The sequence below is a fragment of the Pseudarthrobacter sp. TRD_SC_9 genome, from assembly GCF_055361265.1.
This window is the reverse complement of the sequence record NZ_CM143956.1, coordinates 1,471,602-1,496,440: the sequence shown is the minus strand read 5'-3', so window position 1 is coordinate 1,496,440 and position 24,839 is coordinate 1,471,602. Positions and strand designations below refer to the sequence as shown.

The following is a 24,839-nucleotide window of genomic DNA, read 5'->3' as shown; positions in this document are numbered from 1 at the left end:
CTGTCTCGGTCCGCACCGAGCCAGGCACGAACCGTCTACTTCTTACTGCGGGCCTCCGCCGCAAATACAGCTGGAAGGCCCATTGCAGAGCGCAACAAAGTTGTCATCGTTACGCACTCATCGCTGGGAACTCATCGGGTTTCCATCAGATTTCAGACCCGCTTTCAGGTTGGACGGTTGGTTCTGCGGGCACCGGGGTGTCCGCAGTGGCCGTGCCTGCCAGGATCCGCCGTTCGACGTCGGCAATCCGGTGGGCGCCATTAAGCGCCCTTCCGAAGGCCCGCCGTTTGACGGCCAATGCAAGGCACGGTTCGCTGGGGTGCAGCCAAGCACCCCGGCCAGCCATCCGGCGTCGTTCATCCACTACAACTGTGACGGGGTCACTGCGTGAGGCGACAAGCCGGATCAGCTCTGACCGCAACCCTTGTTTCCGGCATCCGATGCATGTGCGTTGGGGAGAATTTTCGCGGTTCGACTGCTCACTGACTGCGATGGTTCTTCCTGACGTACCAGGTGCCGCCTACGGTTGGACGGCACACGAATACCGGCCCTTGGGCGCGGTTACCTTCTATTCTAGCCCCTTCAGGCCTCGTCTTGACGAACCTCCGGGGCGCGGAGCGTCGCGACACCGGATGCGGCCGACTTGGGCCGGCCACGTCCGGAGTCGCGGGCAGCGGCGTTACGCCTCGCGCTGGGCGTTCTTCGGCACGGCATCGGAGACGATATCGATGCGCCAGCCCGTGAGCTTAGCGGCCAGGCGGGCGTTCTGCCCTTCCTTGCCGATGGCCAGCGAGAGCTGGTAATCAGGCACGACAACACGCGCTGAGCGGGCAGCTTCATCCAGGACCGTGACAGAATTCACACGCGACGGCGACAGTGCGCTAGCGATGAACGTAGCGGGGTCCTCGTTGAAATCAACGATGTCGATCTTTTCGTCGTTCAACTCCGTCATGACCGCCCGGACGCGGCTGCCCATTTCACCGATGCAGGCACCCTTGGCGTTAACACCAGGGATGTTCGCCTTAACAGCAATCTTGGTTCGGTGCCCGGCTTCCCTGGCCAGAGCCACGATCTCCACGGAGCGGTCGGCGATTTCCGGAACCTCCAGCTCAAAAAGCTTCCGCACCAGGCCCGGGTGCGAGCGGGACAGCGTGATGGAGGGACCCTTGGTGCCGCGGTGGACGTCCACCACGAAGGCACGCAGTCGCTGCCCGTGTATGTACTTCTCGCCCGGAACCTGTTCGGGCGGCGGCAGGAGCGCCTCCACTGATCCGAGGTTGACCTGGATCATGTGCGGGTTGTTGCCCTGCTGGATCATGCCGGCAACAAGCTCGCCTTCACGTCCCTTGAATTCGCCGAGAACGTTGTCGTCCTCAACATCCCGCAGACGCTGCAGGATGATCTGGCGTGCGGTGCTTGCCGCGATGCGGCCGAACCCGGCCGGGGTGTCCTCGAACTCACCGATCGGGGCGCCGTCGTCGTCGATTTCGACTGCCCAGATGGTCACCTTGCCGCTCTTGCGGTCAAGTTCAGCCCGGGCCTTTTCAAAGGCTCCCGGAGACTTGTGGTAGGCCACCAGCAGCGCCTGCTCGATGGTGGGAATCAGAAGATCCAGCGGAATTTCGCGCTCACGCTCCAGAAGTCTCAGCGCGCTCATGTCAATATCCATCAGGCCTCCTCAGAAGGTCCATTGTGCTCATTGTCCAGACCAGCCTCATCGAGGTGGCTGAATTCGATCTCGACTTTTCCATTGCGGATCCTGTCGAAAGGAAGTTTGATGGCGTCGCCCTGCCGCGGCTTCATGCCTTTTTTGACGGCTATCTCCGGGATCAACGTGACGCCGGAATCGTCCACTGACTGGATTCGTCCGGTCACGTTGTCGCCCTGGCTGACGTTGACCCTGACCATGCGGCCTCGTGCCCGGTGCCAGTGGCGCGCTTCCGTCAGCGGCCGGCCAACGCCGGGTGAGGACACCTCGAGGTCGTAGGGGCGGCCGTCCGACGCCGGATCGTTGTCCAGGATGTCCGAAAGGGCATGCGAAATCTCCGCGATGACATCAAGATTCACTCCCCCGGTTTCCTCCTGCGGCAAATCCACGACGACGTGGACGGTGCGGTGGGACCCGGCTACAGTGATGGCCACGTCCTCCAGGTACAGCCGGCTGGCCTCCACTGCGGGCTCGAAAAGGGCGCGCAGGCGCGCTGCCTCCGGGTTATATGCGGGTGCGGCATCAGCCTTACCCGATCCGGTAGGGTCCGATGAAGCCGTGGCTTCTGCATTACTCACGATGCCGGCCGCCTTCCGATAGATGATGTTGTGTGTACTAGCGTAGCGATTTTCCGGGAACCTTGGTGCACCGGGCTGCCTTCCCAACGTGACAACATGGGATGTTGTGAGAAGCAAAGCCAGGAAAACGAACCCCCGGGAAAGACTTCTCCGTGCCGGGATCCTGGTGGCTACGTGCGCGGTGATCCTCAGCAGCGGAATGGTGCTAACACTGCAGGAACCTGCGCCACCACCGGCACCGACATTCTCCGAGCAAGCGCTGGCGGATGCCTATGCGGCCACTGAGCGACTGCGTTCGGCGGGGACCGTCCTGGCGAGTGAGGCCACCGCGGAGTCGGCCGGAACCGCGCAGCTGGGCAGGACTGTGACTTTGCTGACTGTGCAGGGTCAGGCCCTCTACCGCCCGCTTCCGGTAGCAACGGACAAGCCCTTTTCCGGCCCCGCCCCCAGTTCCGCCCCGGCGCCGGCACCAACAACTCCGGCGCCTGCGTCGATTCCGGCATTCCTGGCAGAGCTGGTAGCCAGCGCAGGCGAGCGGCTCAGCGATGCGCAAGCAGCCGACGGCGGGACAGCGCGGCTGCTGGTTGCCACCGGTACCGGCCAGCTGCTGGAGGCGGAATCACTGGCAGCAGAGTCCGGCGTCCCCCTTCCCGGCCTTGAGGTGCCTGAGCCCGGCCAGACCCCGGGAAAGCCCACGGACGGCTCAGACGCGGCTCCCACTGGCGGCGCAACAGCAATACCTTCGGCGCAATGCCGGGCTCCGGCGTCGTCCGGCATGCCGGCCGCATTGGCCGCCGTCCTCGAAAGTGAACGCCAGGGCGATTACGGCTACCAGGTGGCCCTGCCGCGGCTCGCCGGAGACGCCGCAATCCTTGCGGCAGACGCCTTGTCACGCCACCGGGACCTGGCCGAAGATGCCGCCTCGCTCCTGGCCGCGTATTGCCTGGAAGTGACCCCGGCAGCTCCCGGCTACGCGCTGGGCGGAGAATTTCTCGCCGCTCCCACCAACGGGCTCGGCTCATTGGAGGCCGGCGCCTTGCCCGTCTACGGCGACCTCGTAGCCTTCAGCGACGGACCCACCCGCGAATGGGCCGTTCAGGCGCTGCTGGAGACGGCGCAGCGGGCGGAGCGTTGGGGCGCGGATGCCGGAGCGCTCCCGGGCCTGGCCGTCGATGCCTCTGCCCTGCCTCCGGTTCCCGCTGGCGCAACCCCAACCGAGGGAACCCCCACCAGCGGTCCCACCCGCTGACCGCGACCGCTCGCCCGCCCGGCGGTGTCGATGTTTGCTAACGCCATACGTTCTTCCAGGCAGGAGAACCGCCGACAGCTACGCAAGGATTACTCCGGGACCGATTACGCTGGGACCGATGAGCCAGCCTGCCTACGTGCCGATCCCACCCGACCTCACTGCGCGCTACAGCCGCAGCCGCGAGGGGCGTGCCTGGCTGGCCGCCCTGCCCGGGCTCCTCGAAGAGTGCGTGGAGCGGTGGGAGCTAACCCCGGATCTGGCTCCCGGCGCCGTGCCGTGGAACGGCCACGGCGGCCTGGTGCTGCCGGTGCTCCGTCAGGACGGGACACCAGCCGCGCTTAAAATCGCGTTCCCGCACGACGAAGCGCAGGTTGAACGCCACGCATTGGTGCTGTGGAACGGGCAGGGCGCTGCACGCCTTCTCGAATCCGACGCCCAAAGCTGTTCCATGGTTCTTGAACGCCTGGATGCTGAACGGTCATTGCAGCCTGTTCCCATGGACAGCGCAGTTCCTGTATGGGGCGCATTGATGCGGCAGCTGTGCCTTGTTCCCGACGAACGGCCGCAATGGCAGGAACTGGACCATATTGCTGTCCGCGCCGAACAATGGAGCGATGAGATGCCGGCGGAGTGGGAAAGGCTGAGCCGCCCCTTTCCACGATGGCTGCTTGAAGCCGCCCTCGAGGTCTGCCAGACGCGGGGCGCCGTTGGCCGGCGGTCAGCACACGATGTCCTGGTCAACGCGGACTTCCACTTCCTCAATGTGCTGGGCCGCCTCGACAGCGAGGGCTACGCTGTCATCGATCCCCAGCCCATGATCGGCGAGGCAGAATTTGCGGTTGCCCCGTTGCTGTGGAACCGCCTAAGCGAACTTCCCCGGGACAACCCTGAAGTAGGGCTGCTGGAACGCTGCCGGGACTTCAGCTCAGCGGCGGGCCTCGATGCCGACGTGGCCAGGCAATGGGGTATCGCGAGAGAGGTGGACAACGCGCTTGGCTATGCTCCCAGCCCGCACCATCAGGGGGATTTCCTCCGCTCACTGTGGGTGGCCAGCACACTGGCGGGACGAACCCTTGATGGCCTTTTCCTGCACCACAGTCGCTCCCGGAACCCGGTGAAGAGCAATCCATCCCCTGACAGCCGGCAGCCAGCCTTCTCCCGGACCAGAACGTCAGGCGAAATTCTCCACCCACATGTCATAGCCGAGCTTCAGGATGAGCGCGGCGACCACAGCCAGGAAAACCAGCCGGATGAAGCGGCTCCCCTGCTTAACAGCTGTGCGGGCACCCAGGTAGCCGCCCGCCATGTTCGCCGCGCCCAGGACCAGCCCCACTCCCCACAGCAGCGAGCCATGGGGCAGGAAAAACAGCAACGCCCCTGCATTGGTGGCCATGTTCACGATTTTGGCTTTGGCGCTGGCTTCCAGGAAGGCATACCCCATGGCAGACACCAGCGCTATGACGAGGAAGGATCCGGTACCAGGGCCGATCAGGCCATCGTAGAAACCGATGACCGCACCGATCAGGCAGGCAACCACATAATGGCGCTTGCCGTCGTGGCGCAGCAGCGTAATGTCGCCGACGTCGGGCTTCAATGCGGTGAAGACGGCCACCACCACCAGCGCCACGACAATGATGGGCTTGAAGACGCTGGCGGGCAGCTGGGCAGCCAGGATGGCGCCGCCGAAACTTCCCGCAAGGGCGATCACAGCCATGGGTACCGCGGTCCAGAGATCGGGCTTCACCCTGCCGTAGTAGGTCACGGCACTCGTGGTGGTACCGAAAATCGATCCCATCTTGTTCGTGGCCAGCGCCTGGACCGGGGTAATACCCGGTACCAGCAGCAGGGCCGGAAGCTGGAGAAGCCCGCCGCCACCCACTACTGCATCTATCCAGCCCGCGGCGAGGCCGGCCACCACAATCAACAGGAGGGTGGCCGGCTCAATCGCCTCGAACCCGGAAATCACCGGCCGCGGACGGCGGCCAGGACGTAATCGACAGCCTGGTCCACCGCAATGTTCTCTGCTTCGCCGGTGCGACGGTCCTTGATTTCGACTACGCCGTCAGCCAGGCCCCGGCCCACGGCCAGGATGGTGGGAACGCCCACCAGTTCGGCGTCGCCGAACTTCACGCCCGGGGATACCTTCGGGCGGTCATCGAAGATGACGTCCAGTCCGGCGGCATCGAGTTCGGCGGACAGCTTTTCCGCGGCGGCGAAAATGTCCTCACCACGGCCGACGGCTACAACATGGACATCAGCGGGTGCCACCTGGCGCGGCCAAACGAGTCCGCGGTCGTCATGGTTGGCTTCCGCCAAGGCAGCCACAGCGCGGGTTACGCCAACGCCGTAGGAGCCCATGGTGACCACCACCTGCTTGCCGTTCTGGTCCAGGACCTTCAGGTCCAAAGCCTCGGCGTACTTGCGGCCGAGCTGGAAGACGTGCCCCATTTCGATACCGCGGGCGATTTCCAGCGGGCCGGAGCCGTCCGGAGCGGGGTCGCCGGCGCGCACATCCGTGCACTCGATGACGCCGTCCCAGGTGAAATCGCGTCCTGCCACCAGGCCGAACACATGTTTGCCGTTCTCGTTTGCGCCGGTTACCCAGCTGGTTCCGGAAACCACACGCGGATCCACCAGGTAAAGCAGCTTGCTGGCGCTATCCAGGCCCAGCAGCGGCTCCTCCGGCGTCAGTCCGGGGCCCAGGTAACCCTTAACAATCAGCGGGTTCTTTTTGAGGTCGTCTTCTCCTGCAGCCTCCAGGCCGATCTCGCCGGCGACGGGCAGGAAGGAACCAATGTTCGCCTCGACGCGCTTCAGGTCCACGGCGCGATCGCCAGGAAGGCCAATGACGACGATCTGGCGCTCGCCGGTAGGCAGGGTAACGGCCAGGACGACGTTCTTGAGGGTATCCGCCGCAGTCCAGGCACCGCCGTCGGCCTCGCTGCGAGGGGCCAACTGGTTGGCTGCGGCGACCAGGGTCTCGATGGTGGGAGTGTCCGGGGTGTCCACGACCTGCGCGGCCGGAAGATTCGTGAAATCGATATCCTCCGGGACCACGGTGGTGACGGCCTCGACGTTTGCCGCGTAACCGCCGGCGGACCGGACGAAGGTGTCTTCGCCGATCTCGGTGGGGTGCAGGAATTCCTCGCTCTTGGAACCACCCATGGCGCCGGCAGTAGCGGCAACGGGGACAACTTCAAGGCCGAGCCGGGCGAAGATCTTCACATAGGCTGCGCGGTGCGCGGCGTAGCTGGCGTCCAGGCCGGCGTCATCGACGTCGAAGGAGTAGGAGTCCTTCATGATGAACTCGCGGCCGCGGAGCAGGCCCGCGCGGGGACGCGCCTCGTCACGGTACTTGTTCTGGATCTGGTAAAGGCTCAGGGGCAGATCCTTGTAGGACGAGTACAGGTCCTTGACCAGCAGGGTGAACATTTCCTCATGCGTGGGTGCCAGCAGGTAGTCGGCACCCTTGCGGTCCTGGAGACGGAACAGGCCTTCGCCGTACTCCACCCAGCGGTTGGTGGCCTCATACGGCTCCCGGGGCAAGAGTGCCGGAAAGTGCACTTCCTGGGCGCCGATGGCATTCATTTCCTCGCGGACAATCTGCTCAACCTTGCGGAGCACGCTCAGGCCCAGCGGCAACCAGGTGTAAATGCCGGGTGCCGCCCGGCGGATGTAGCCGGCGCGAACCAGCAGCCGGTGGCTGGCCACCTCCGCGTCAACGGGATCTTCACGCAGCGTGCGCAGGAAAAGGTGGGACAGTCTTGTGACCACGGGTGGATATCCATTTCTGGGGAATGCTGCGGAAGGCAGCGCCGGCGTTTCTTCTGGGTACTAATCTACCGGCAAACCGGCCCCGCAGCAGCCCGCTGCAGACCCGGCAGAACTGCCTACCGCCCGCCCCTTGACGCTGTTGTCCGTCCGTTCTAACTTTAATTCATCACTTGATGAATTATTCTCCTGATAGAGAAGGTGGCCATGGCCCGCTCGGCACCGCTTCCCTCCAATCCACCCGGAGACGCCGTGGAAGTGCGTAACCTGCAGGTTAACCGCGGCCGCTCCACGGTCCTTGACGGGCTGGACTTCACGGTCCCGGGCGGCATGATTACCGGCCTCCTGGGACCATCAGGCAGCGGCAAAACCACGCTGATGCGTGCCATAGTCGGCGTGCAGAAAGTCAATGGCGGCACAGTGCGGGTGCTGGGCAGGCCGGCAGGCCATCCCGCGTTGCGCCACCAGGTCGGCTACGTCACCCAGGCACCCAGCGTGTACCCGGACCTCAGCGTCCAGGCGAACGTACGCTACTTCGGCGCCATGCATGGCAAAAACCGCGCCGATACCGCAGAGGCGATTGCCGCCGTCGGACTCGAAAAACAGTCGGCACAGAAGACTGCCGACCTTTCCGGCGGCCAGCTGAGCCGGGTGTCCCTCGCCTGCGCCCTGGTGGCCAGACCGCAGCTGCTGGTACTGGACGAACCGACTGTGGGACTGGATCCGGTACTGCGCGCGGAGCTCTGGGACCGCTTCCAGACCATGGCCGACGCCGGGACAACGCTCGTGGTCTCCAGTCACGTGATGGAGGAGGCAAGTCACTGCGCTTCCCTGTTGCTTCTGCGTGAGGGCAGGCTCCTGGCCCAGCTGACGCCCGTGGAGTTGAGCAGGCGCGGCGGCAGCCAGGACCTCGAGCGGGCGTTCCTGAACATTATCCTCAACCCGTCGCTCGCAGCCGGCGTGTCCGGTCAAGCATTCGGTTCTGAAGTGACGGGGGCGCAGCCATGAACGTGCACGTGATGTTGGCCACCGCACGCCGGGTGCTGGAGCAACTCAGGCATGACCACCGCAGCATAGCCCTGATCCTGGTGGTTCCCGCGTTGCTGCTGACGGCCGTCTACTACCTGTTCGAGAACGAGGTGCTGCCGCCCGGTGCACCCCGCACTTTCGACCGGGTGGGCCTGATGATGCTGGCCATCTTCCCGTTTGTGGTGATGTTCCTGGTCACCTCCATCACTATGCTGCGCGAACGGACGTCCGGCACCCTGGAACGGCTGCTCACCACTCCCATCCACAAGGCCGACCTGTTGTTCGGCTACGGCCTTGCCTTCTCCATGATGGCCGCACTGCAGTCCCTGATGGCTACCGCCGTGGCCTACTGGATCTTCAACCTGGACATTGAAGGCAGCCCGGCGCTGGTGGTGATGATTGCTGTCATCAATTCCGTCCTGGGAGTTGCGCTGGGCCTGCTGTGTTCGGCCTTCGCACGGACGGAGTTCCAGGCCGTGCAGTTTATGCCGGTGGTGGTGGTGCCCCAGATCCTTCTTTGCGGCTTGTTTGTTGCACGCGATCACATGAACGAGGTTCTGGAATCAATCTCGAACGTTCTTCCGCTGACGTTCTCGGTGGATGCCCTGACGGAAATCGCCATGAACAGTAATGCAACCGGGACTATGTGGATCGATGCTGGAATCATGATCGCCATTGTCCTGGTGGTGCTGGTCCTGGCGTCCCTGACCCTTAGGCGGCGCACCTCATGACGCAACGAGATGCCCTCGCCGCAGGAGCCCGCCGCGGACGCCGGAACCGAAATCCCGGAAGCGCAGATTCCCGGGATGACATCCTCGCCGCGGCAGGCAGACTGTTTGCCGAGCACGGCTACGACGGCACCAGCCTGCGGCAGATCGCCAGGGAAGCCGGCGTGGATCCGGGCATGGTTCATCACTTCTTCAAGGGCAAGGAGGAGCTCTTCGCCCAGTGTGTGGCCCTTCCTGCCGATCCTGCCGAGGTGCTGCGCGGTGTCAGCGAACACGACCCTGCTGTCCGGGCAGAAGCGGTGGTCCGGGCAATTGTGCGGCTGTGGGAAAGCCCTGCCCAACACGGGCTCATCGCTTTCTTCCGCGGCACGATCGGCTCCCGTACCCGGACCCTTCTGCTGCGTGAAACTGTCACCAGGACCATCCTCTCCCGGGTCATGGCAGGGGTGCCGGGAAGTCCGGCTGAGGTGGCGCTGCGCGGAAACCTCGTGGCCAGCCAGATGGTGGGGCTGATGATGGCGCGGTACATTGTCCGCCTCGAACCGATGGCCTCGCTCACCCCGGAAGAGGTGGTGGCGCTGCTCTCCCCCACTATCCAGAGATACCTGACCGGGGAACTCCCGACGGCGGCGCAACAGTAGTGCGGTCCGCGTTCGGGCGGGCTACTTGAGGAGTGCCACAGCCAGGTCCATCAGCTCTGCCGTTCGTCGCACGGCGTCCTCTTGGCTTGCGCCACCAGTTGCGACGGCGGAAATCAATACACCCTTGTGGACGGCTTGCGACATGATCATGGACATTTGGCCAGCCGCTGATTGGGCGTCTGCCCTGTAGGTCCGGGCACCCGGAAGCGATGTTAGGTTATCCACAATCTGGATGTGGGTGGATGCCGAGGTACCCGCTATATCGACTGTCAAGTCTTCGCAGATGGCAAGGGCTTGAAGGTCGTCCAATTTAGCCTGCGCGGCAGCCCCGTCCACTCCGGAAGCCAGGGTCAACGCCGTCGAGGAGACGGGCTCGGCCGTCTCCGATATACCCAGCGCTAGCGCAGTTCCCTCCGGAAGGTTATCCGCAACCGCAAATTGAGCGCACTGCGACGGCTCTACAGTCATGGTTTTCATCACCGATTTCATCTGCGCCTGCTGGGCCAGGATGTCCGCCTCTGGCATTACTGTCATCGCCCGGCCGGATTCGTCCGCAACTTGGCTGACGATTTCCGACAGTTGCGCAGACGTGTACACGGCAACCGGGGCGCGGGACGGTTCGGGAACATGCTGTGCGGCGGTGCTGGAGGCCGGCGCAGGATCGGGCTCCACTGCGCCCGTTGGCCCGCTGCAGGACGTTACACCAAGAAGGAGTGCTGCCGAGATTCCCAGGACGCCCTTGACACGCATATTTCCCCCAATACTGTTGCCGCCGGCAGGGCCTTTCCTGCTTTACAGCTGAGCAACTAGAAGAGAACTGTAGCGAACGTGCCCACCGCGCGGAAACCGACCCTCTGGTACACGGCGCGTGCCCGGAAGTTGTAGTCGTTGACGTAGAGGCTGGTCACGGGGGCTACTTTTTGCGCCAGCTCCACCACGGCGGCCATGTAGGCGGCGCCGAGCCCGCGGCCGCGGTATTGCGGATTCATCCACACACCCTGGACCTGCGTGACTTCAGCCGTCACGGCGCCAAGTTCCGCCTTGAAAACCACTTCACCGGCCGGACCCATCAGCACCATGGAATGCCCCTGCCGGATGAGGCCTTCGACCCGGCGGCCGTAGAAATCGCGGCCGCCGAGGAACGGGGAGTAACCCACTTCTTCTTCAAACATCGCAGCGCACGCCGGCAGGATGCGATCAAAGTCGGCCATGGTCCCCAGCCGGACCGCGGGGTCGGCAGCAACGAGGGGCGGACCTTCAATGATCATGAGGGGCTGCTCTGCCCGCACCTCATGGGAGGTATGTCCCAGTTCGTGCAGGCCCTCATGGATTGCCAGGACAGCAGGGGCAGGGCCGAAAGCTGACGCAAAACGCCGCCCTGACCGGCCGGCGGCGGAAGCGATGAGTGGCGCCATCTCAGGAGCCAGCTCGACGGGCACGATGTTCGCGCCCGACCAGCACGCGCCCACCAGGGTGCCGGCGTCGAACACTCCAAAGATGGAGGCCCCGCCGCTGGTGGGGGCAGCCGTACCTATTGCTGCCAAATGCGCCAGGATGAAGACATTGGCCACCGGATCCCGGCCGGCCAACTCCCCCAACGCTGCGGTGTCCCCGTCTCCCAGGACGCGTACGACGGCGCCTCCCGGCGCCGCTCCGCCCCTACGAGACGCTGACCACGGGGCCGCCCTTGACAGCATCTTCGCCATCGGACTCCCCCATCTCCTCCGCCAGCCGCATTGCCTCTTCGATCAGTGTCTCAACGATCTGGCTTTCAGGCACAGTCTTGATGACTTCGCCCTTCACAAAGATCTGGCCCTTGCCATTGCCGGACGCGACGCCGAGGTCCGCTTCCCTGGCTTCGCCTGGTCCGTTCACTACGCAGCCCATCACGGCTACGCGCAACGGGACTTCCATGCCTTCCAGCCCGGCAGTGACCTGCTCGGCCAGGGAGTAGACGTCAACCTGGGCACGGCCACAGGACGGACAGGAGACAATCTCAAGCTTGCGCGGACGCAGGTTCAGCGACTGCAGGATCTGATTGCCTACCTTGATTTCCTCTACGGGCGGGGCGGACAGCGAAACGCGGATGGTGTCACCGATGCCCCGGGACAGCAGGGCTCCGAAGGCCGTGGCCGACTTGATGGTGCCCTGGAAGGCCGGGCCCGCCTCGGTGACGCCAAGGTGCAGCGGCCAGTCGCCCTGCTCAGCGAGCATTTCGTAGGCGGCGACCATGATCACGGGGTCGTTGTGCTTGACGGAAATCTTGAAATCGTGGAAACCATGCTCTTCAAACAAGGAGGCTTCCCAGACAGCCGACTCAACGAGGGCCTCGGGCGTGGCCTTGCCGTACTTCTTCATGATGCCGGGCTCCAGTGAGCCTGCATTCACGCCAATACGGATGGAGGTGCCATGGTCGCGGGCCGCGGCGGCGATTTCCTTGACCTGATCATCAAACTTCCGGATGTTGCCCGGGTTGACGCGGACAGCTGCGCAGCCTGCCTCGATGGCGGCAAAAACATACTTGGGCTGGAAATGGATGTCAGCGATCACGGGGATCTGGGACTTCCGGGCGATGATCGGCAGTGCTTCAGCGTCATCTGCCGATGGACAGGCAACGCGGACAATATCGCAACCCGAGGCCGTCAGTTCGGCGATCTGCTGAAGGGTGGCGTTGATATCGGTGGTGGGCGTCGTTGTCATGGACTGGACGCTGATCGGCGAATCGGAACCAACACCGACCGAACCAACCTTGATCTGCCGCGTCTTGCGGCGGGGGGCGAGAACGGGTGGCGGGGCTGCCGGCATTCCCAGGCTGACCGAGGTCACGTGGACTCCTTGATTGGTGAAACGGTTGGAAGAAGATTCGGCTTTAGGAAGCGTGCGGGGCCAGCAGGCCGATGACCGGCTTCCATTCTGTGGTCCGGATGCCTGCAATGACACCGGCGCCCGCGAAGGGATCCTGCTTCAGGAGTTCGGTCAACTCCGATTCACCGGCCGCCTTGAAGATGAGCAGCGCCCCGGCGCCGTCCCCATACGGGCCGCTGGTGAGCAGCTGCCCCTCGGTTTCCAAGCCAGCCAGCCACTCCCGGTGAGCCGGACGCGCCTCATCTCGGGCTGCTGCGGAATCGGCGGTGTACACATACTCAACGGCAAAAACAGTCATATGGATACCCTAACGCCCCGGCGCCCCCTCCGCCGATCCGGACCGGCTGCGCCGACGCTCCGGCGCGTGCGGGCAACCCCTGCTGCAGCTACCGCACGGATCAACCCAGGACAACGACTTTGACCACCGCGGCCACACCGGCAGCCCACAGCATGGAGGTCAGCGTGCCAATAATGAACCGTTCTGCGGCCGCCGGCGTTGCCTTCAGTTCGGCGAATCTGCCCAACCCCTTGATAGCCACGACGTAGGCAATGGCCACCGGCTGCCCGCCCAGGATTGCGAGTGCGACGGCAAGCCGTTCCAGAACCCCGATGATGGCGCCGCCCCGGAGGATGGTTTTAGTTACTGGCACGGCAGGCGGCAGTTCGATTGAAGGCTTGCTGACGTCTTCGGGCCCGGCGGATCCGCTACGACCGGCGCGTTCAGCATCGACAGTGACGTCAGCCGCAGGATCATCCATTCCGGCTGATGTATCTGGTACTGCCGGCAGGGGCTCGTCGGTTTTCTCATCGATAGTCCGTGCCAGCCGGAAAACCAGGACGGTCACCGGCCAGCCTGCAAAGCCCGCTGCCAGGAGCGCACCGGTAACCCAGAAGGCATCGAGCCACGCTGCATCCATCAGTTCCTCCCGGCCGCAGCAATGGTGCTGAGCACTGCCTGGTGGGCGAAATCGAGCAACCGGGCAGCCGCCGGACGTGCCGCCTTCTCTTCCTGCCACCCGGACCGGAGCAGGGTGCGGCTGACGGACTGCACAGTGACCCCCAGCCGTTCCGCGGCCTGTTTCTGGACAGCGTGGGACGTAACAGCCTCCAACTCCTGCATGGTGTCCACTACTTTCCACTGCGCGGCAGTGCGCTCGTGACGGAGTTTTCCAATCAGCCTCAACACCGCCTGGGCATCGGCGCAGGCCTCCTCCGCCGATGTAGCCGCACCCTTCACCACTTTCGTTTCCCCTTCCGTCGTCCGGGCCAGTATGCCTGCCACCACTGACAACGGAACGTGACTGCCTGCCGCCTTGGCGAGTTCGACTGCCTTGCGTGCGGCAACAAAGGCGGGCCCGATCCCCTCACGGGGGCTTCCGCCGTCGGGCACTACTGCCTCACCGAGGCCGATCCCCACGTACCAGCGGCCACTCCGGAGGGCGTGGAAGGCAATATCTGCAGCGTCAGCGGCCGCGTCGACAACGCCTTGGAGTTCGTCGCCTACTGACCGTTCAAAACCGGGGTACCCCAGTTGTTCCAGCTCTGACAGTAAGCCCGGAACACGGTCCCGGTCCGATCTGCTGCCGCGTTGGTCAATAGTTAGAACGTACATGGATCAACCGTAGGCGGCTTATCTCAGACAATCAATCAAATACGGCTGATTGGTGGGAATCAATCAAGATAGCCTCGAATCACCCGAACAGGCTGATCGGCTTCACTATGTCTGCGTAGATCAGCAGCGCGCTCAGCCCCATCAGGAGCACTGCCACAACGTACGTCAACGGCAGCAGCCGGGCAATGTCAAAAGCGCCGGGATCCGGCTTGCCGAACAGCCGGGCCACCAGCCGACGCGCGCCCTCATACAGGGCACCGGCCACGTGTCCGCCGTCCAGCGGCAGCAGCGGCACCAGGTTGAACACAGCGAGTGCAAAGTTGAGTCCGGCCAGCAGTCCCACCAGCGTTGCGACCCTGGCGTCCACGGGAATTTCCTCCATGGCGGCGACTTCTCCGGCCACCCGGCCAACGCCTACCACGCTGATCGGCCCGTTGGGGTCACGGGGTTCAGAGCTGAAGGCGGCCTGCGCCACGCCCACCACCCGGGCCGGAAGGTTCAGGATCACGCCCGCCACCTGCCGGATGTTCTCGCCCGCCATGGGCAGAACGGTCGACGCCGGCTGGGGAACCAGTTCACTCTTCGCACCTATTCCCAGGAAGCCGACGTCCTGGTACAGCGGCTGCCCGGCGTCGTCCTGGGCCTGCAGTCCGTCCGGACCCACCACGGGGCGTGACGAAAGTACCGGCGTCACCATGGTGGAAATCTCTGTTCCTGCCCGATCCACGGTAATGGCCACTTCCCGGCCGGCAGCTGCGCGGATCCACTCAGTGAGCTGGCTCCACTCGGCGACGGGCTTGCCGTCAAAGGAGGTAACGACGTCGTTGGGCAGCAGTCCAGCGGCAGCGGCCGGGGTTGGCCGGCAGTCAGCAGAGTCCGGGTCCACCGTCTGCCCCTCCGCCACCTGGCACTTGGACACATTCGAAATGGTGGTGGTGGCCGTGGCCGCACCGAAGCCCATTAGCAGCACAGCCGTCAGCGCCACGCCGATGATCAGGTTCATGGCCGGGCCGCCCAGCATCACGATGATCTTCTTCCAGACCGGAAGCTTGTAGAAGACGCGGTTCCCGTCCGCCGGGCCGACTTCTTCATGAGCCACCGAACGGGCTTCGGAGGCAAGCGTCTGGAACATTCCGGTACTGGAGGGCCGGACGCCGCCGTCGTCCTGGTTGGGCGGATACATGCCGATCATGGACACGTAGCCACCCAGCGGAATGGCCTTGATGCCGTACTCGGTTTCGCCCCTGCGGCGGGACCACAGCGTGGGTCCGAAACCGATCATGTATTTGGTAACCCGCACCTTGAACAGCTTGGCTGGCAGCAGGTGGCCCACCTCGTGCAGGGCGATGGACACGGCAATGCCGATGGCCACAAAGACCACGCCGAGGATAAAAAGAAGAACCGGGGTCATAAGTTGTTCTGCTGCTTCCTTAGAGACTGCTGAGGGCTAAACGTTCCTGGGCCCGCGAGCGTGCCCACTTCTCAGCATTCAGTACTGATTCCACCGTCAACCCGGAGGAACCTGTGTGCTCGCTGAGGATGGCATCGATGGTGTTTACGATTTCCGTGAACCTGATCCGGCCGTCGTGGAAGGCCAGGACGGCTTCCTCATTTGCGGCGTTGAAGACCGCGGGAAAGGTACTCCCCTGCTTCGCCGCATCCTTGGCGAGCCCCACGGCGGGGAAAGCCACGGCATCGAGCGGCTCAAAAGTCCAGGTGGCAGCCTTGGTCCAGTCGCACGCCTTAGCAGCCTTGGGCACGCGGTCCGGCCAGCCCAGCCCCAGGGCGATCGGCAGCCGCATGTCCGGCGGCGAGGCCTGGGCAATGATGGAGCCGTCCACGAACTGCACCATGGAGTGAACCACCGACTGCGGGTGGACCACAACGTCGATCCGGTCCAGGGGAATATCGAACAGCAGGTGCGCCTCAATGACTTCCAGGCCCTTGTTTACCAGGGTCGCCGAATTGGTGGTGACCATGGGACCCATGTCCCAGGTGGGATGTGCCAGCGCTTCGGCCGGCGAAACATCATGCAGCTCTGAGCGGGTGCGGCCCCGGAAGGGCCCGCCGGATGCTGTGAGGATCAGCTTCTCCACCTCGTCGGCGCGGCCTGAGCGCAGGCACTGGGCAATTGCCGAGTGCTCCGAATCCACAGGCACGATCTGGCCGGGTGCCGCGGCGGCGGTAACCAGTGAGCCGCCGACGATCAGGGACTCCTTGTTGGCCAGCGCCAGCACGGCACCGGACTTGAGCGCTGCGAGGGTTGGCGCCAGGCCGATGGAACCGGTAATTCCGTTGAGTACCACGTCTGCCGGAACAGCTGCGACCCTGGCCGCAGCATCAGGGCCAACGATGATCTCGGGACGATAGCCGGACAAGCCAGCGGCCGCCGCCGCTTCCTTGATCAGTTGGGAGAGCCGGCCGGCGTCGCCGCCGGCCATGCCGACTACTGTGGCGTGCGTATGGACAGCCTGCCTGGCCAGGAGTTCGGGCTTCCCGCCTCCGGCACTGAGTGCCACTACCTCGAAAAGATGCGGGGCGCCGTCGACGACGTCAAGGGCCTGGGTGCCGATGGAGCCGGTGGATCCGAGAAGGACAATTCTGCGTGGCTGCATTGACTAAGTATCCCGTATTTACCGGGACGCCGCCGTCACTGCCCCAGTGGCGGTACCTGGCCGGCGGCCCGCCTCAGGGTTGCCTCGGCATGCTTGAGGACAGGTCCGTCAACCATCCGGCCCTGGTACTGGAAGACCCCCGAGCCTGCGGTCCGGGCAGCGTCCAGGAGTCCGGCTGCCGCGGCTACTTCCGCTTCCGATGGGGCATAGGCGGCCCGGATTACCGCCACCTGGGTGGGGTGGATGCAGGCCTTGGAACCAAAACCGGAGGCGACGGCGTCTGCGGCTTCTGTCGCAAGTCCGGTGAGGTCCGGGATATCCACATAGACCGAGTCCACGGCTTCCTTGCCATGGGCGCGGGCTGCCAGCAGCACGGCGGAGCGGGCGTGCAGGGCCACATCCCGGTAACCGCCGGAGGCCTGCCTGCTGGAAGTGCCTCCCAGGGAGGCCAGGAGGTCTTCGGCGCCCCACATCAGGGCCACCACGTTGGGCGCGGCGGCAATCGCCGGGGCGTTGAGGATGCCCGCGGCAGTCTCGCACAACGCAATCACGTGGTAGCCCTCCAGCCGGGCCAGCTGTGCCGGATCCTCGGTTTTGGCCAGCATGACTGTGCGGTAGGGCGTGTGCGCGAGGCAGTGCAGATCCTTCTCAAACTCTTCGGTGCCGGCCGGATTGACCCGGATGATGGTGCGGCTTGGCTCAAGCTCGGGGCTTTCTCCTGTAGTTCCCAGCTGCGCCAGAATGGCGCCGCGCGCCCGTTTCTTGTCCGCGGGGGCCACGGCATCCTCCAAATCCAGGATGACGGCGTCCGCCCGTTCGGCAGCCTTGCGGAACCGTTCCGGCCGGTCGGCGGGGCAGAAAAGCAGTGCGGGTCCCATCAGAAACGTCATAACTGTATTGTGCCCCTCATCCGCCGGCAGCTTCACGATGCGCCGCCTCAGTCCACATCAGGCAGCTCCGGGTTGCCAACGCCACCACCTCGCCGTCCTGGTTTCGGCCCGTGTGCTGGAAGGTGACCACGCCCTGGCCGGGCCGGGATGCTGACGGCCGCTTTTGGGTGACAACTGATTCTGTGTAGAGGGTGTCCCCGAGGTACAGCGGATGCGGGAAGGACACGTCAGTGAGCCCCAGCTGGGCAATGATGGTTCCCTGGGTCAGCTGCGTGACGGATTGGCCGACGACAGTGGCAAGGGTGAACATCGAGTTGACCAGCCGCTGCCCGAACGGCTGCCCGGCGCTCCAGGCAGCATCCAGGTGCAGCCCCTGGGTGTTCATGGTCATGGTGGTGAACAGCATATTGTCCGCATCAGTCACCGTCCGTCCCGGCCGGTGCGCATAAACGACGCCCTCCTCCAATTCTTCGAAGTAGAGGCCACGCTGTTCTATGACGCGCTTCATACGGTCAGCTCGTGGTCTTCTTCGAAGAGTTCGGCACCGGTGGCTGCCACAACTTCCTCGAGCGTCACGTTCGGGGCCAGTTCACGGAGCACCAGCCGGGAGCCGGAGGGGTCGGTGACGACGTCGATCACGGCGAGATCGGTAATGATCCGGTCCACGCAGCCCTTGCCGGTGAGGGGCAGTGTGCAACGCTGCACGATTTTAGGGTTGCCGTTACGGTCCACGTGTTCCATCATGACGATCACCTTGCCGGCACCAAACACCAGATCCATGGCGCCGCCCATCCCCTTGACCATCTTGCCGGGAATCATCCAGTTGGCCAGGTCGCCGTTTTCTGCCACCTCCATGGCGCCCAGGACGGCAACGTCCACATGGCCGCCGCGGATCATGCCGAAGGAGGTGGCCGAATCAAAGAACGCCGCCCCCTTATTCACCGTCACAGTTTCTTTCCCGGCATTGATGAGGTCAGGATCGACGGCGTCTTCCGTGGGATAGGGCCCAACGCCGAGGATCCCGTTCTCCGAGTGGAGCACCACTTCGACGCCGTCGGGGATGTAATTGGGAATCAGGGTAGGCATCCCGATTCCCAGGTTCACGTACTGTCCGTTGCGCAGTTCCGTGGCCACCCGCGCGGCAAGTTCGTTGCGCGACCAGCCTTTCTTTTCCTCATCGGCTGCCTGGGCGCGCCGGTATTCGTGCCGCACCGACTCCGGCCGGCCTGGCTGCACGTTCTGATCCGGGAGAGTCATGGTTATGCTCCTGCCTCGGTTGTGCTGGCGGTTTGCGCCATAGCGACCGTCCGCTTTTCAACCCTTTTTTCGGTGCCGGCCGCCAGGACCACGCGCTGGACGAAGATCCCCGGGATATGGACATGTTCAGGATCCAGTTCGCCGGGTTCCACCAACTCCTCAACCTCTGCGATGGTAATTTTCCCGGCCATGGCACACAGCGGATTAAAGTTCATCGCGGTGGCGTGGAACACCAGGTTGCCGTGCCGGTCCCCTTTCCAGGCATGGACGAGCCCAAAATCCGGAGTCAGGGATTCCTCCAGGACGTAATCGATACCGTTGAACGTCCTGACCTCCTTGGGGGCCGAGGCAACAGCAATCCCGCCGTTGGAGTCGTACTTCTGCGGCAGGCCGCCCTCGGATACCTGGGTGCCCACCCCAGCCTTGGTGTAGAAAGCGGGGATGCCGGCACCGCCCGCCCGGAGCTTCTCCGCCAGGGTCCCCTGCGGGGTGAGGACCACTTCGAGCTCACCGCTGAGGTACTGCCGCGCAAACTCCTTGTTCTCCCCCACGTAGGAACTGATGGTCCGCCGGATCCTGCCCTCTTTGAGCAGGATGCCCAAGCCCCAATCGTCCACGCCGCAGTTGTTGCTGACGGTTTCCAAATCCTTGGTACCGCGGCTGTACAGGGCATCGATCAGCGTGACGGGAATCCCGCAGAGGCCAAATCCGCCCACCGCCAGCGAAGCGCCGTCGGGAATGTCCGCGACGGCTTCCTCGGCACTTGCAACAACCTTGTTAATCATTGTTGTTCCTTTCGAGGGTCTCGACAGGCTCGACCACCGGATCCACCTAGAGACCCAGCTCGCGGGCGATCAGCATCAGCTGGACTTCCGTGGTGCCTTCACCGATCTCCAGGATCTTTGAATCCCGGTAATGGCGGGCCACGGTGAACTCGTTGATGAAGCCATAGCCGCCAAACACCTGGGTGGCGTCCCGCGCGTTGTCCATGGCTGCCTCACCTGCGACCATCTTAGCGATGGCGGCTTCGGTCTTGAACGGCTTGCCCGCCAGCATCCGGGCGGCCGCGTCGTAGTAGGCAAGCCGGGCGGTGTGAGCCCTGGCCTGCATCCTGGCGATCTTGAAGGCCACAGCCTGGTGCTTTCCGATGTTCTGGCCGAAAGCAGTGCGTTCCTTGGCATACTTCACCGACAAATCGACGCAGCCCTGGGCGGCCCCGGTAGCCAGGGCTGCGATGGCGATCCGTCCCTCATCAAGGATGGACAGGAAATTGGCGTACCCCCGTCCGCGTTCGCCCAGCAGGTTGGCTTCAGGGACCTTGACGTCCTTGAGGGTCAGTGGGTGGGTGTCTGAGGCGTTCCAGCCCACCTTGTTGTAGGCCTTTTCCGCTGTGAAGCCCGGAGTGCCGGTGGGGACCAGGATGGTGGAGATTTCCTTCTTCACCGTCCCGTCCGGGCGTTCTTCCCGTCCGGTGACAGCTGTCACCGTGACCAGCCGGGTGATGTCCGTTCCCGAGTTGGTGATGAACTCTTTAGTGCCGTCGATGGTCCAGGTGCCGTCGTCCAGCCTGGCGGCTGTCTTGGTACCGCCTGCATCGGAACCGGCCTCGGATTCGGTGAGCCCGAAGCCTGCGAGCGCCTTTCCGGAGGCCAGCAGCGGAAGCCATTCCTGCTTCTGCACTTCAGTGCCGAAGCGGTGGATGGGCATGGCGCCCAGGGACACCCCCGCTTCCAGGGTGATGGCGACTGATTGATCCACCCGGCCCAGTTGTTCCAGCGCCAGCGATAGCGCGAAATAGTCTCCGCCCATGCCGCCGTACTCCTCCGGGAACGGCAGGCCGAACAGTCCCATGTCCGCCATCTGCGAGATCACTTCGTAGGGGAAGGTGTGCGTTTCGTCGTGGTGGGCTGACACGGGGGCAACTACTTCGTCCGCAAAGGCCCGCACAGTGTCGCTGAGGTCCTGGTATTCCTCACTGAGCTGAAAATCTGTCATGGCTGGTCTCCCTTGGCATTGGTGGCTTCTGGAATGAGCGGACGCCCGTTTGCTTTCTGCGTGTCACTGGGTTCCGTTGCTGTATCCGGATGGATCCTGGCCAGCACCTCGCCGGCCCTGACCAAATCTCCGGGTTTGACGTTGAGGTGGACCATTCCTGTCAGCTCCGCAGCGAGTTGGTGTTCCATCTTCATGGCCTCGACGGACAACAGCGTCTGGCCAGCGGTCACATGTTGGCCATCCTGGGCCGCAAGCGACACCACCGTCCCCGTCATGGGCGAGCGGACTTCCGGATCAGCGGCACCGGCCCCACGCTCAATGGCGGCCAGCAGCCGCGTGAGCCGGGCCTCCCTGTCCAGGATCTCAAGGCGGCAGGACCAGCCGCCGCTGCCCAGGAACAATTCGCGCGTTCCCGTTCCACGGGTTCCTGCACCGGTTGCGGAAGTTGCGGCGACTGCATAACCGAGAGGTTCGCCGTCGACAGTCAGTACTGCATGTCCCGGCCGGGTGAGCCGCAGGGACGCGCGGCGTTCGTTGCCCGAACCCACCCGGACGGTACCGGAACCCGGTTCAGCGGGATCCGCGATGACGGTGACCGTCACAACCTCCCCTTCTGAAGCGTCGAGGCTGACCCGCCAGGGCGCCCGTCCGCCGATCCGCCAGCCATCGGCGTGATGCCAGGGACCCGCTGCGGCAGGGCGCATCTGTGCCCGTGCCGCTTGTTCCTCGCCGTGAAGATACAGCGCGGCTGCGATGAATTCGGATTCGGAGACTTCGCGGAATGCGAGTTCCGGCAGTCTGCGTTCGATCAGCCCGGTATCCAGCCTGCCGGCGCGGACGTCGGCATCATTAATCAGGAGCCGCAGGTATTCACCGTTGGTTTCAATGCCCAGTGCCGTGTAGCCGGCGAGCGCCGTGTCCAGGGCGTCCAGCGCCGCCTGCCTGTTCCCGGACCAGGCGATCACTTTGGCCAGCATGGGGTCATAGCTGGATGACACCTCCAGTCCTGGCAGGAGGGACGAGTCCACCCGGACCACGGGCGCTCCCGACCTCCCGTGCGCTACCGCAAATGCGGCGCCCTCCCGTGCAGCGCCTTCCCCTGCAGGACCGTCTGGTTCCTCCAGCAGAAGCACCGTACCGGCTGAGGGGAGGAAGTTGCGGTCCGGCCGTTCGGCGTAGATCCGTGCCTCGACGGCATGGCCGTGGAGTTCGACGTCCGCCTGCCGCACCGTCAGTTCCTCCCCGGCGGCAATCCGCACCTGCCATTCCACGAGGTCGTGGCCGGTGACCATTTCCGTGACCGGATGTTCCACCTGGAGCCTGGTGTTCATCTCCATAAAGAAAAACTCCTCGGGCGCCTGGTCCGACACCAGGAATTCGACGGTTCCGGCCCCTGTGTAGTGGACGCTGCGCGCCGCCTGGCACGCCGCGTCCCCGATCCTGGCGCGAATGGCTTCGCCGTGGGGCAGCGACTCCAGCAGCGGCGAGGGGGCTTCCTCGATCACCTTCTGGTGCCGGCGCTGCAGCGAGCATTCCCGCTCGCCCAGGTGGATGACATTTCCGTGGGCGTCCGCCAGGACCTGGACCTCAATGTGGCGCGGCGTTGCCACCAGCCGTTCCAGGAACAGCGTGTCGTCCCCGAAAGCTGCCGCGGCGACCCTGCGCGCCGTCAGCAACGCAGCACCAAGGTCCTCCGGCTGCAGCACCACATGCATGCCCTTGCCGCCACCGCCGGCGGAGGGCTTAATCAGCAACGGATAGCCCACTTCGTCAGCCGCCGCAGCCAGTTCCGCATCACTGAGCGCCGGCTTGGCGATTCCGGGAACCACCGGCACGCCGTAGCCGGCCACATGGTTCTTGGAACGGATCTTGTCCCCCATCACGGTGAGGGCATGCACCGGCGGACCAATGAAGGTCACTCCGGCAGCCTGGAGAGCTTCGGCGAAAAGGGCATTCTCACTCAGAAAGCCATAGCCGGGGTGGACGGCCTCGGCGCCGGCCGCCTTGCAGGCCCGCACCAGGGCGTCAATGTTGAGGTAGCTCTCTGCGGCCGCGGCAGGGCCGATCCTGACGGCGGTGTCGGCCTCGAGAACGTGGCGCGCACCGGCGTCGGCATCGCTGTAGACGGCGACGGACCGGATACCCATCCTGCGCAGTGTCCTGATGATCCGGCAGGCGATCTCGCCGCGGTTCGCCACCAGAACGGCGTGGAACGGAGGGTCCGAAAGGGCATCGGTCTGGCTGGTTGCACGTGATGTGTGGCTCATCCGGTCACATCCTGAACAGGCCGAAGGAAGTCTCCGGCAGCGGGCTGCGGGATACGACGTCCAGCGCGAGTCCCAGGACGGTCCGCGTGTCTGCTGGGTCGATCACGGCGTCATCCCAGAGCCGGGCCGTTGAGTAATAAGGGCTGCCCTGGTCCTCGTACTGCTGCCTGATGGGGGCCTTGAAGGCTTCCTCCTCATCGGCGGACCACTCCTTACCGTTGGCGTCGTATTGATCCCTCTTGACGGTGGCCAGAACACTGGAAGCCTGGTTGCCACCCATGACGGAGATCCGCGCTGCCGGCCACATCCATAGGAACCGAGGCGAGTACGCGCGGCCACACATGGAGTAGTTTCCTGCGCCGAACGAGCCGCCGATCACCACTGTGAGCTTGGGGACCCTGGCGGTGGCCACCGCGGTGACCATCTTGGCGCCGTTGCGGGCGATGCCACCCTGCTCGGCGTCCTTGCCCACCATAAATCCGGAGATGTTCTGCAGGAACAGCAACGGGATACCGCGCTGGTCACAGAGTTCGATGAAATGCGCCCCCTTGAGCGAAGACTCGCTGAACAGCACGCCGTTGTTGGCCACAATGCCCACCGGGTGCCCGTGCAGCCGGCCGAAGCCCGTCACCAAAGTGGTGCCGTACTCTTTTTTGAACTCGTGGAACCTGCTGCCGTCCATCAGCCGGGCAATCACCTCGTGGACGTCGTACTGCGCGTTCACGTCCACGGGCACCGCGCCGTAGAGCTCAGCCGGGTCCGCGGCAGGTTCGACGGCGGGCACCACGTCCCAGGCCGGAGCTGCCGGTCTGGGCAGGGTGGCCACGATGTCCCTGATGATCTGCAGGGCGTGCTCGTCATTTTCCGCAAGGTGGTCGGTGACGCCGGAGATTTTCGAATGCACTTCGCCGCCGCCCAGTTCCTCTGCAGTGACGATTTCTCCGATCGCGGCCTTCACCAGCGGCGGCCCACCGAGGAAAATGGTGCCCTGGTTTCGGACAATAACAGTTTCATCGCTCATGGCGGGCACGTAGGCTCCCCCTGCGGTACAGGAGCCCAGCACCGCTGCCAGCTGCGGGATTTTGGCGGCGGACATCCGGGCCTGGTTGTAGAAGATCCTGCCGAAGTGGTCGCGGTCCGGAAAAACCTCGTCCTGTTTAGGCAGGAAGGCGCCTCCCGAGTCCACAAGGTAGATGCAGGGCAGCCGGTTCTCGAAGGCTATTTCCTGGGCACGGAGGTGCTTCTTGACGGTCAGCGGGTAGTAGGTTCCGCCTTTGACGGTGGCGTCATTGGAAATGACCAGGACATGTCGGCCATGCACCATGCCAATCCCGGCGATGACGCCGGCTCCAGGAGATTCGTCGTTGTACATGCCGTTGGCCGCCAGCGGGGCAATTTCGAGGAAAGGGCTGCCGGTGTCCAGCAACTGCTCGATCCGTTCCCTGGGCAGCAGCTTTCCCCTTGCCAGGTGCCGCTCCCGGGACGCCGCCGGACCGCCCTGTGCGGTTACCTGCAGCCGGCCGCGCAACTCTTCGGCCAGCGCCGCCTGAGCCTTGGAGTTTGCTGCGAAGTCCGGGCTGCCGGTGTCCACCCGGCTGGCGATTGTCTCCATTGACGAACGTCCTCCCTGCCTG

The 24,839-nt window shown here is 64.3% G+C and carries 24 protein-coding genes and 1 pseudogene; 5 read left to right on the top strand and 20 right to left on the bottom strand.

Annotated features, from left to right (window positions below):
- Positions 1-145 precede the first annotated feature (145 nt).
- The 3 genes from ACWA13_RS07040 to ACWA13_RS07030 all read right to left on the bottom strand — a co-directional run bounded on the left by ACWA13_RS07040 (position 146) and on the right by ACWA13_RS07030 (position 2,286).
- Complete coding sequence (locus ACWA13_RS07040; RefSeq protein ID WP_463937860.1) at positions 146-442, bottom strand: YlxR family protein; 297 nt, start codon at positions 440-442, stop codon at positions 146-148.
- 237 nt (positions 443-679) lie between these two features.
- Positions 680-1,669, bottom strand: a complete 990-nt coding sequence (gene nusA, locus ACWA13_RS07035; RefSeq protein ID WP_463937430.1) for a transcription termination factor NusA — start codon at positions 1,667-1,669, stop codon at positions 680-682.
- Positions 1,669-2,286, bottom strand: coding sequence for a ribosome maturation factor RimP (locus ACWA13_RS07030; RefSeq protein ID WP_463937429.1), 618 nt, complete (start codon positions 2,284-2,286; stop codon positions 1,669-1,671). Before ACWA13_RS07030 ends, nusA begins: the two co-directional genes overlap by 1 nt.
- 88 nt (positions 2,287-2,374) lie before the next feature.
- On the opposite strand from ACWA13_RS07030, the gene ACWA13_RS07025 reads away from it, so the two are divergent.
- On the top strand, positions 2,375-3,535 hold the full coding sequence (locus ACWA13_RS07025; protein ID WP_463937428.1) for a DUF4439 domain-containing protein: 1,161 nt from the start codon (positions 2,375-2,377) through the stop codon (positions 3,533-3,535).
- 118 nt (positions 3,536-3,653) lie between these two features.
- A pseudogene (locus ACWA13_RS07020) lies at positions 3,654-4,672 on the top strand (aminoglycoside phosphotransferase family protein).
- A gap of 34 nt (positions 4,673-4,706) precedes the next feature.
- On the opposite strand, the gene ACWA13_RS07015 reads toward ACWA13_RS07020, so the two are convergent.
- On the bottom strand, positions 4,707-5,501 hold the full coding sequence (locus ACWA13_RS07015) for a sulfite exporter TauE/SafE family protein (RefSeq protein ID WP_463937427.1): 795 nt from the start codon (positions 5,499-5,501) through the stop codon (positions 4,707-4,709).
- On the bottom strand, positions 5,498-7,309 hold the full coding sequence (locus tag ACWA13_RS07010; RefSeq protein ID WP_463937426.1) for a proline--tRNA ligase: 1,812 nt from the start codon (positions 7,307-7,309) through the stop codon (positions 5,498-5,500). Before ACWA13_RS07010 ends, ACWA13_RS07015 begins: the two co-directional genes overlap by 4 nt.
- Before the next feature lie 204 nt (positions 7,310-7,513).
- On the opposite strand from ACWA13_RS07010, the gene ACWA13_RS07005 reads away from it, so the two are divergent.
- The 3 genes from ACWA13_RS07005 to ACWA13_RS06995 are packed head-to-tail and all read left to right on the top strand — an operon-like array spanning position 7,514 to position 9,704.
- Positions 7,514-8,314: an ABC transporter ATP-binding protein gene (locus tag ACWA13_RS07005; RefSeq protein ID WP_463937425.1), complete on the top strand. Its 801-nt coding sequence runs from the start codon at positions 7,514-7,516 to the stop codon at positions 8,312-8,314.
- Positions 8,311-9,066 carry an ABC transporter permease gene (locus tag ACWA13_RS07000; RefSeq protein ID WP_463937424.1) on the top strand — a complete coding sequence of 252 codons (756 nt, stop codon included), beginning with the start codon at positions 8,311-8,313 and terminating at the stop codon, positions 9,064-9,066. The genes ACWA13_RS07005 and ACWA13_RS07000 overlap by 4 nt, the downstream gene beginning before the upstream one ends.
- Entirely contained in the window at positions 9,063-9,704 is a 642-nt protein-coding gene (locus tag ACWA13_RS06995; protein ID WP_463937423.1) for a TetR/AcrR family transcriptional regulator, read from the top strand. Before ACWA13_RS07000 ends, ACWA13_RS06995 begins: the two co-directional genes overlap by 4 nt.
- Positions 9,705-9,725: 21 nt before the next feature.
- Here the strand turns inward: ACWA13_RS06995 and ACWA13_RS06990 are convergent, their stop codons facing one another.
- From ACWA13_RS06990 to ACWA13_RS06920, 15 genes are all read right to left on the bottom strand, one after another.
- Positions 9,726-10,454 carry a hypothetical protein gene (locus ACWA13_RS06990; RefSeq protein WP_463937422.1) on the bottom strand — a complete coding sequence of 243 codons (729 nt, stop codon included), beginning with the start codon at positions 10,452-10,454 and terminating at the stop codon, positions 9,726-9,728.
- A 56-nt stretch (positions 10,455-10,510) separates the two neighbouring features.
- Positions 10,511-11,401 (bottom strand): GNAT family N-acetyltransferase, encoded by an 891-nt coding sequence (locus tag ACWA13_RS06985; RefSeq protein ID WP_463937859.1) that lies wholly within the window; start codon positions 11,399-11,401, stop codon positions 10,511-10,513.
- Positions 11,364-12,530, bottom strand: coding sequence for a flavodoxin-dependent (E)-4-hydroxy-3-methylbut-2-enyl-diphosphate synthase (gene ispG / locus ACWA13_RS06980; RefSeq protein WP_463937421.1), 1,167 nt, complete (start codon positions 12,528-12,530; stop codon positions 11,364-11,366). The genes ACWA13_RS06985 and ispG overlap by 38 nt, the downstream gene beginning before the upstream one ends.
- A gap of 43 nt (positions 12,531-12,573) precedes the next feature.
- Positions 12,574-12,867, bottom strand: a complete 294-nt coding sequence (locus ACWA13_RS06975; protein ID WP_463937420.1) for a YciI family protein — start codon at positions 12,865-12,867, stop codon at positions 12,574-12,576.
- 100 nt (positions 12,868-12,967) lie between these two features.
- On the bottom strand, positions 12,968-13,486 hold the full coding sequence (locus ACWA13_RS06970) for a hypothetical protein (protein ID WP_463937419.1): 519 nt from the start codon (positions 13,484-13,486) through the stop codon (positions 12,968-12,970).
- A complete protein-coding gene (locus tag ACWA13_RS06965) occupies positions 13,486-14,181 on the bottom strand; it encodes a MarR family transcriptional regulator (protein ID WP_463937418.1) in 696 nt (231 codons plus the stop codon). Before ACWA13_RS06965 ends, ACWA13_RS06970 begins: the two co-directional genes overlap by 1 nt.
- 79 nt (positions 14,182-14,260) lie before the next feature.
- Complete coding sequence (locus tag ACWA13_RS06960) at positions 14,261-15,592, bottom strand: M50 family metallopeptidase (RefSeq protein WP_463937417.1); 1,332 nt, start codon at positions 15,590-15,592, stop codon at positions 14,261-14,263.
- Positions 15,593-15,611: 19 nt separating this feature from the next.
- Positions 15,612-16,796 (bottom strand): 1-deoxy-D-xylulose-5-phosphate reductoisomerase, encoded by a 1,185-nt coding sequence (gene dxr, locus ACWA13_RS06955; protein WP_463937416.1) that lies wholly within the window; start codon positions 16,794-16,796, stop codon positions 15,612-15,614.
- Between the two features lie 35 nt (positions 16,797-16,831).
- On the bottom strand, positions 16,832-17,686 hold the full coding sequence (locus ACWA13_RS06950) for an HpcH/HpaI aldolase/citrate lyase family protein (protein ID WP_463937415.1): 855 nt from the start codon (positions 17,684-17,686) through the stop codon (positions 16,832-16,834).
- A gap of 16 nt (positions 17,687-17,702) precedes the next feature.
- Positions 17,703-18,194, bottom strand: a complete 492-nt coding sequence (locus tag ACWA13_RS06945; protein WP_463937414.1) for a MaoC family dehydratase — start codon at positions 18,192-18,194, stop codon at positions 17,703-17,705.
- Positions 18,191-18,943, bottom strand: coding sequence for a CoA transferase subunit B (locus ACWA13_RS06940; RefSeq protein ID WP_463937413.1), 753 nt, complete (start codon positions 18,941-18,943; stop codon positions 18,191-18,193). The genes ACWA13_RS06945 and ACWA13_RS06940 overlap by 4 nt, the downstream gene beginning before the upstream one ends.
- Before the next feature lie 2 nt (positions 18,944-18,945).
- Positions 18,946-19,728, bottom strand: coding sequence for a CoA transferase subunit A (locus ACWA13_RS06935; RefSeq protein ID WP_463937412.1), 783 nt, complete (start codon positions 19,726-19,728; stop codon positions 18,946-18,948).
- A 46-nt stretch (positions 19,729-19,774) separates the two neighbouring features.
- Entirely contained in the window at positions 19,775-20,938 is a 1,164-nt protein-coding gene (locus tag ACWA13_RS06930) for an acyl-CoA dehydrogenase family protein (protein WP_463937411.1), read from the bottom strand.
- Entirely contained in the window at positions 20,935-23,205 is a 2,271-nt protein-coding gene (locus ACWA13_RS06925; protein WP_463937410.1) for an acetyl/propionyl/methylcrotonyl-CoA carboxylase subunit alpha, read from the bottom strand. The genes ACWA13_RS06930 and ACWA13_RS06925 overlap by 4 nt, the downstream gene beginning before the upstream one ends.
- A gap of 4 nt (positions 23,206-23,209) precedes the next feature.
- Positions 23,210-24,817, bottom strand: coding sequence for a carboxyl transferase domain-containing protein (locus ACWA13_RS06920; RefSeq protein WP_463937409.1), 1,608 nt, complete (start codon positions 24,815-24,817; stop codon positions 23,210-23,212).
- Positions 24,818-24,839: the final 22 nt, after the last annotated feature.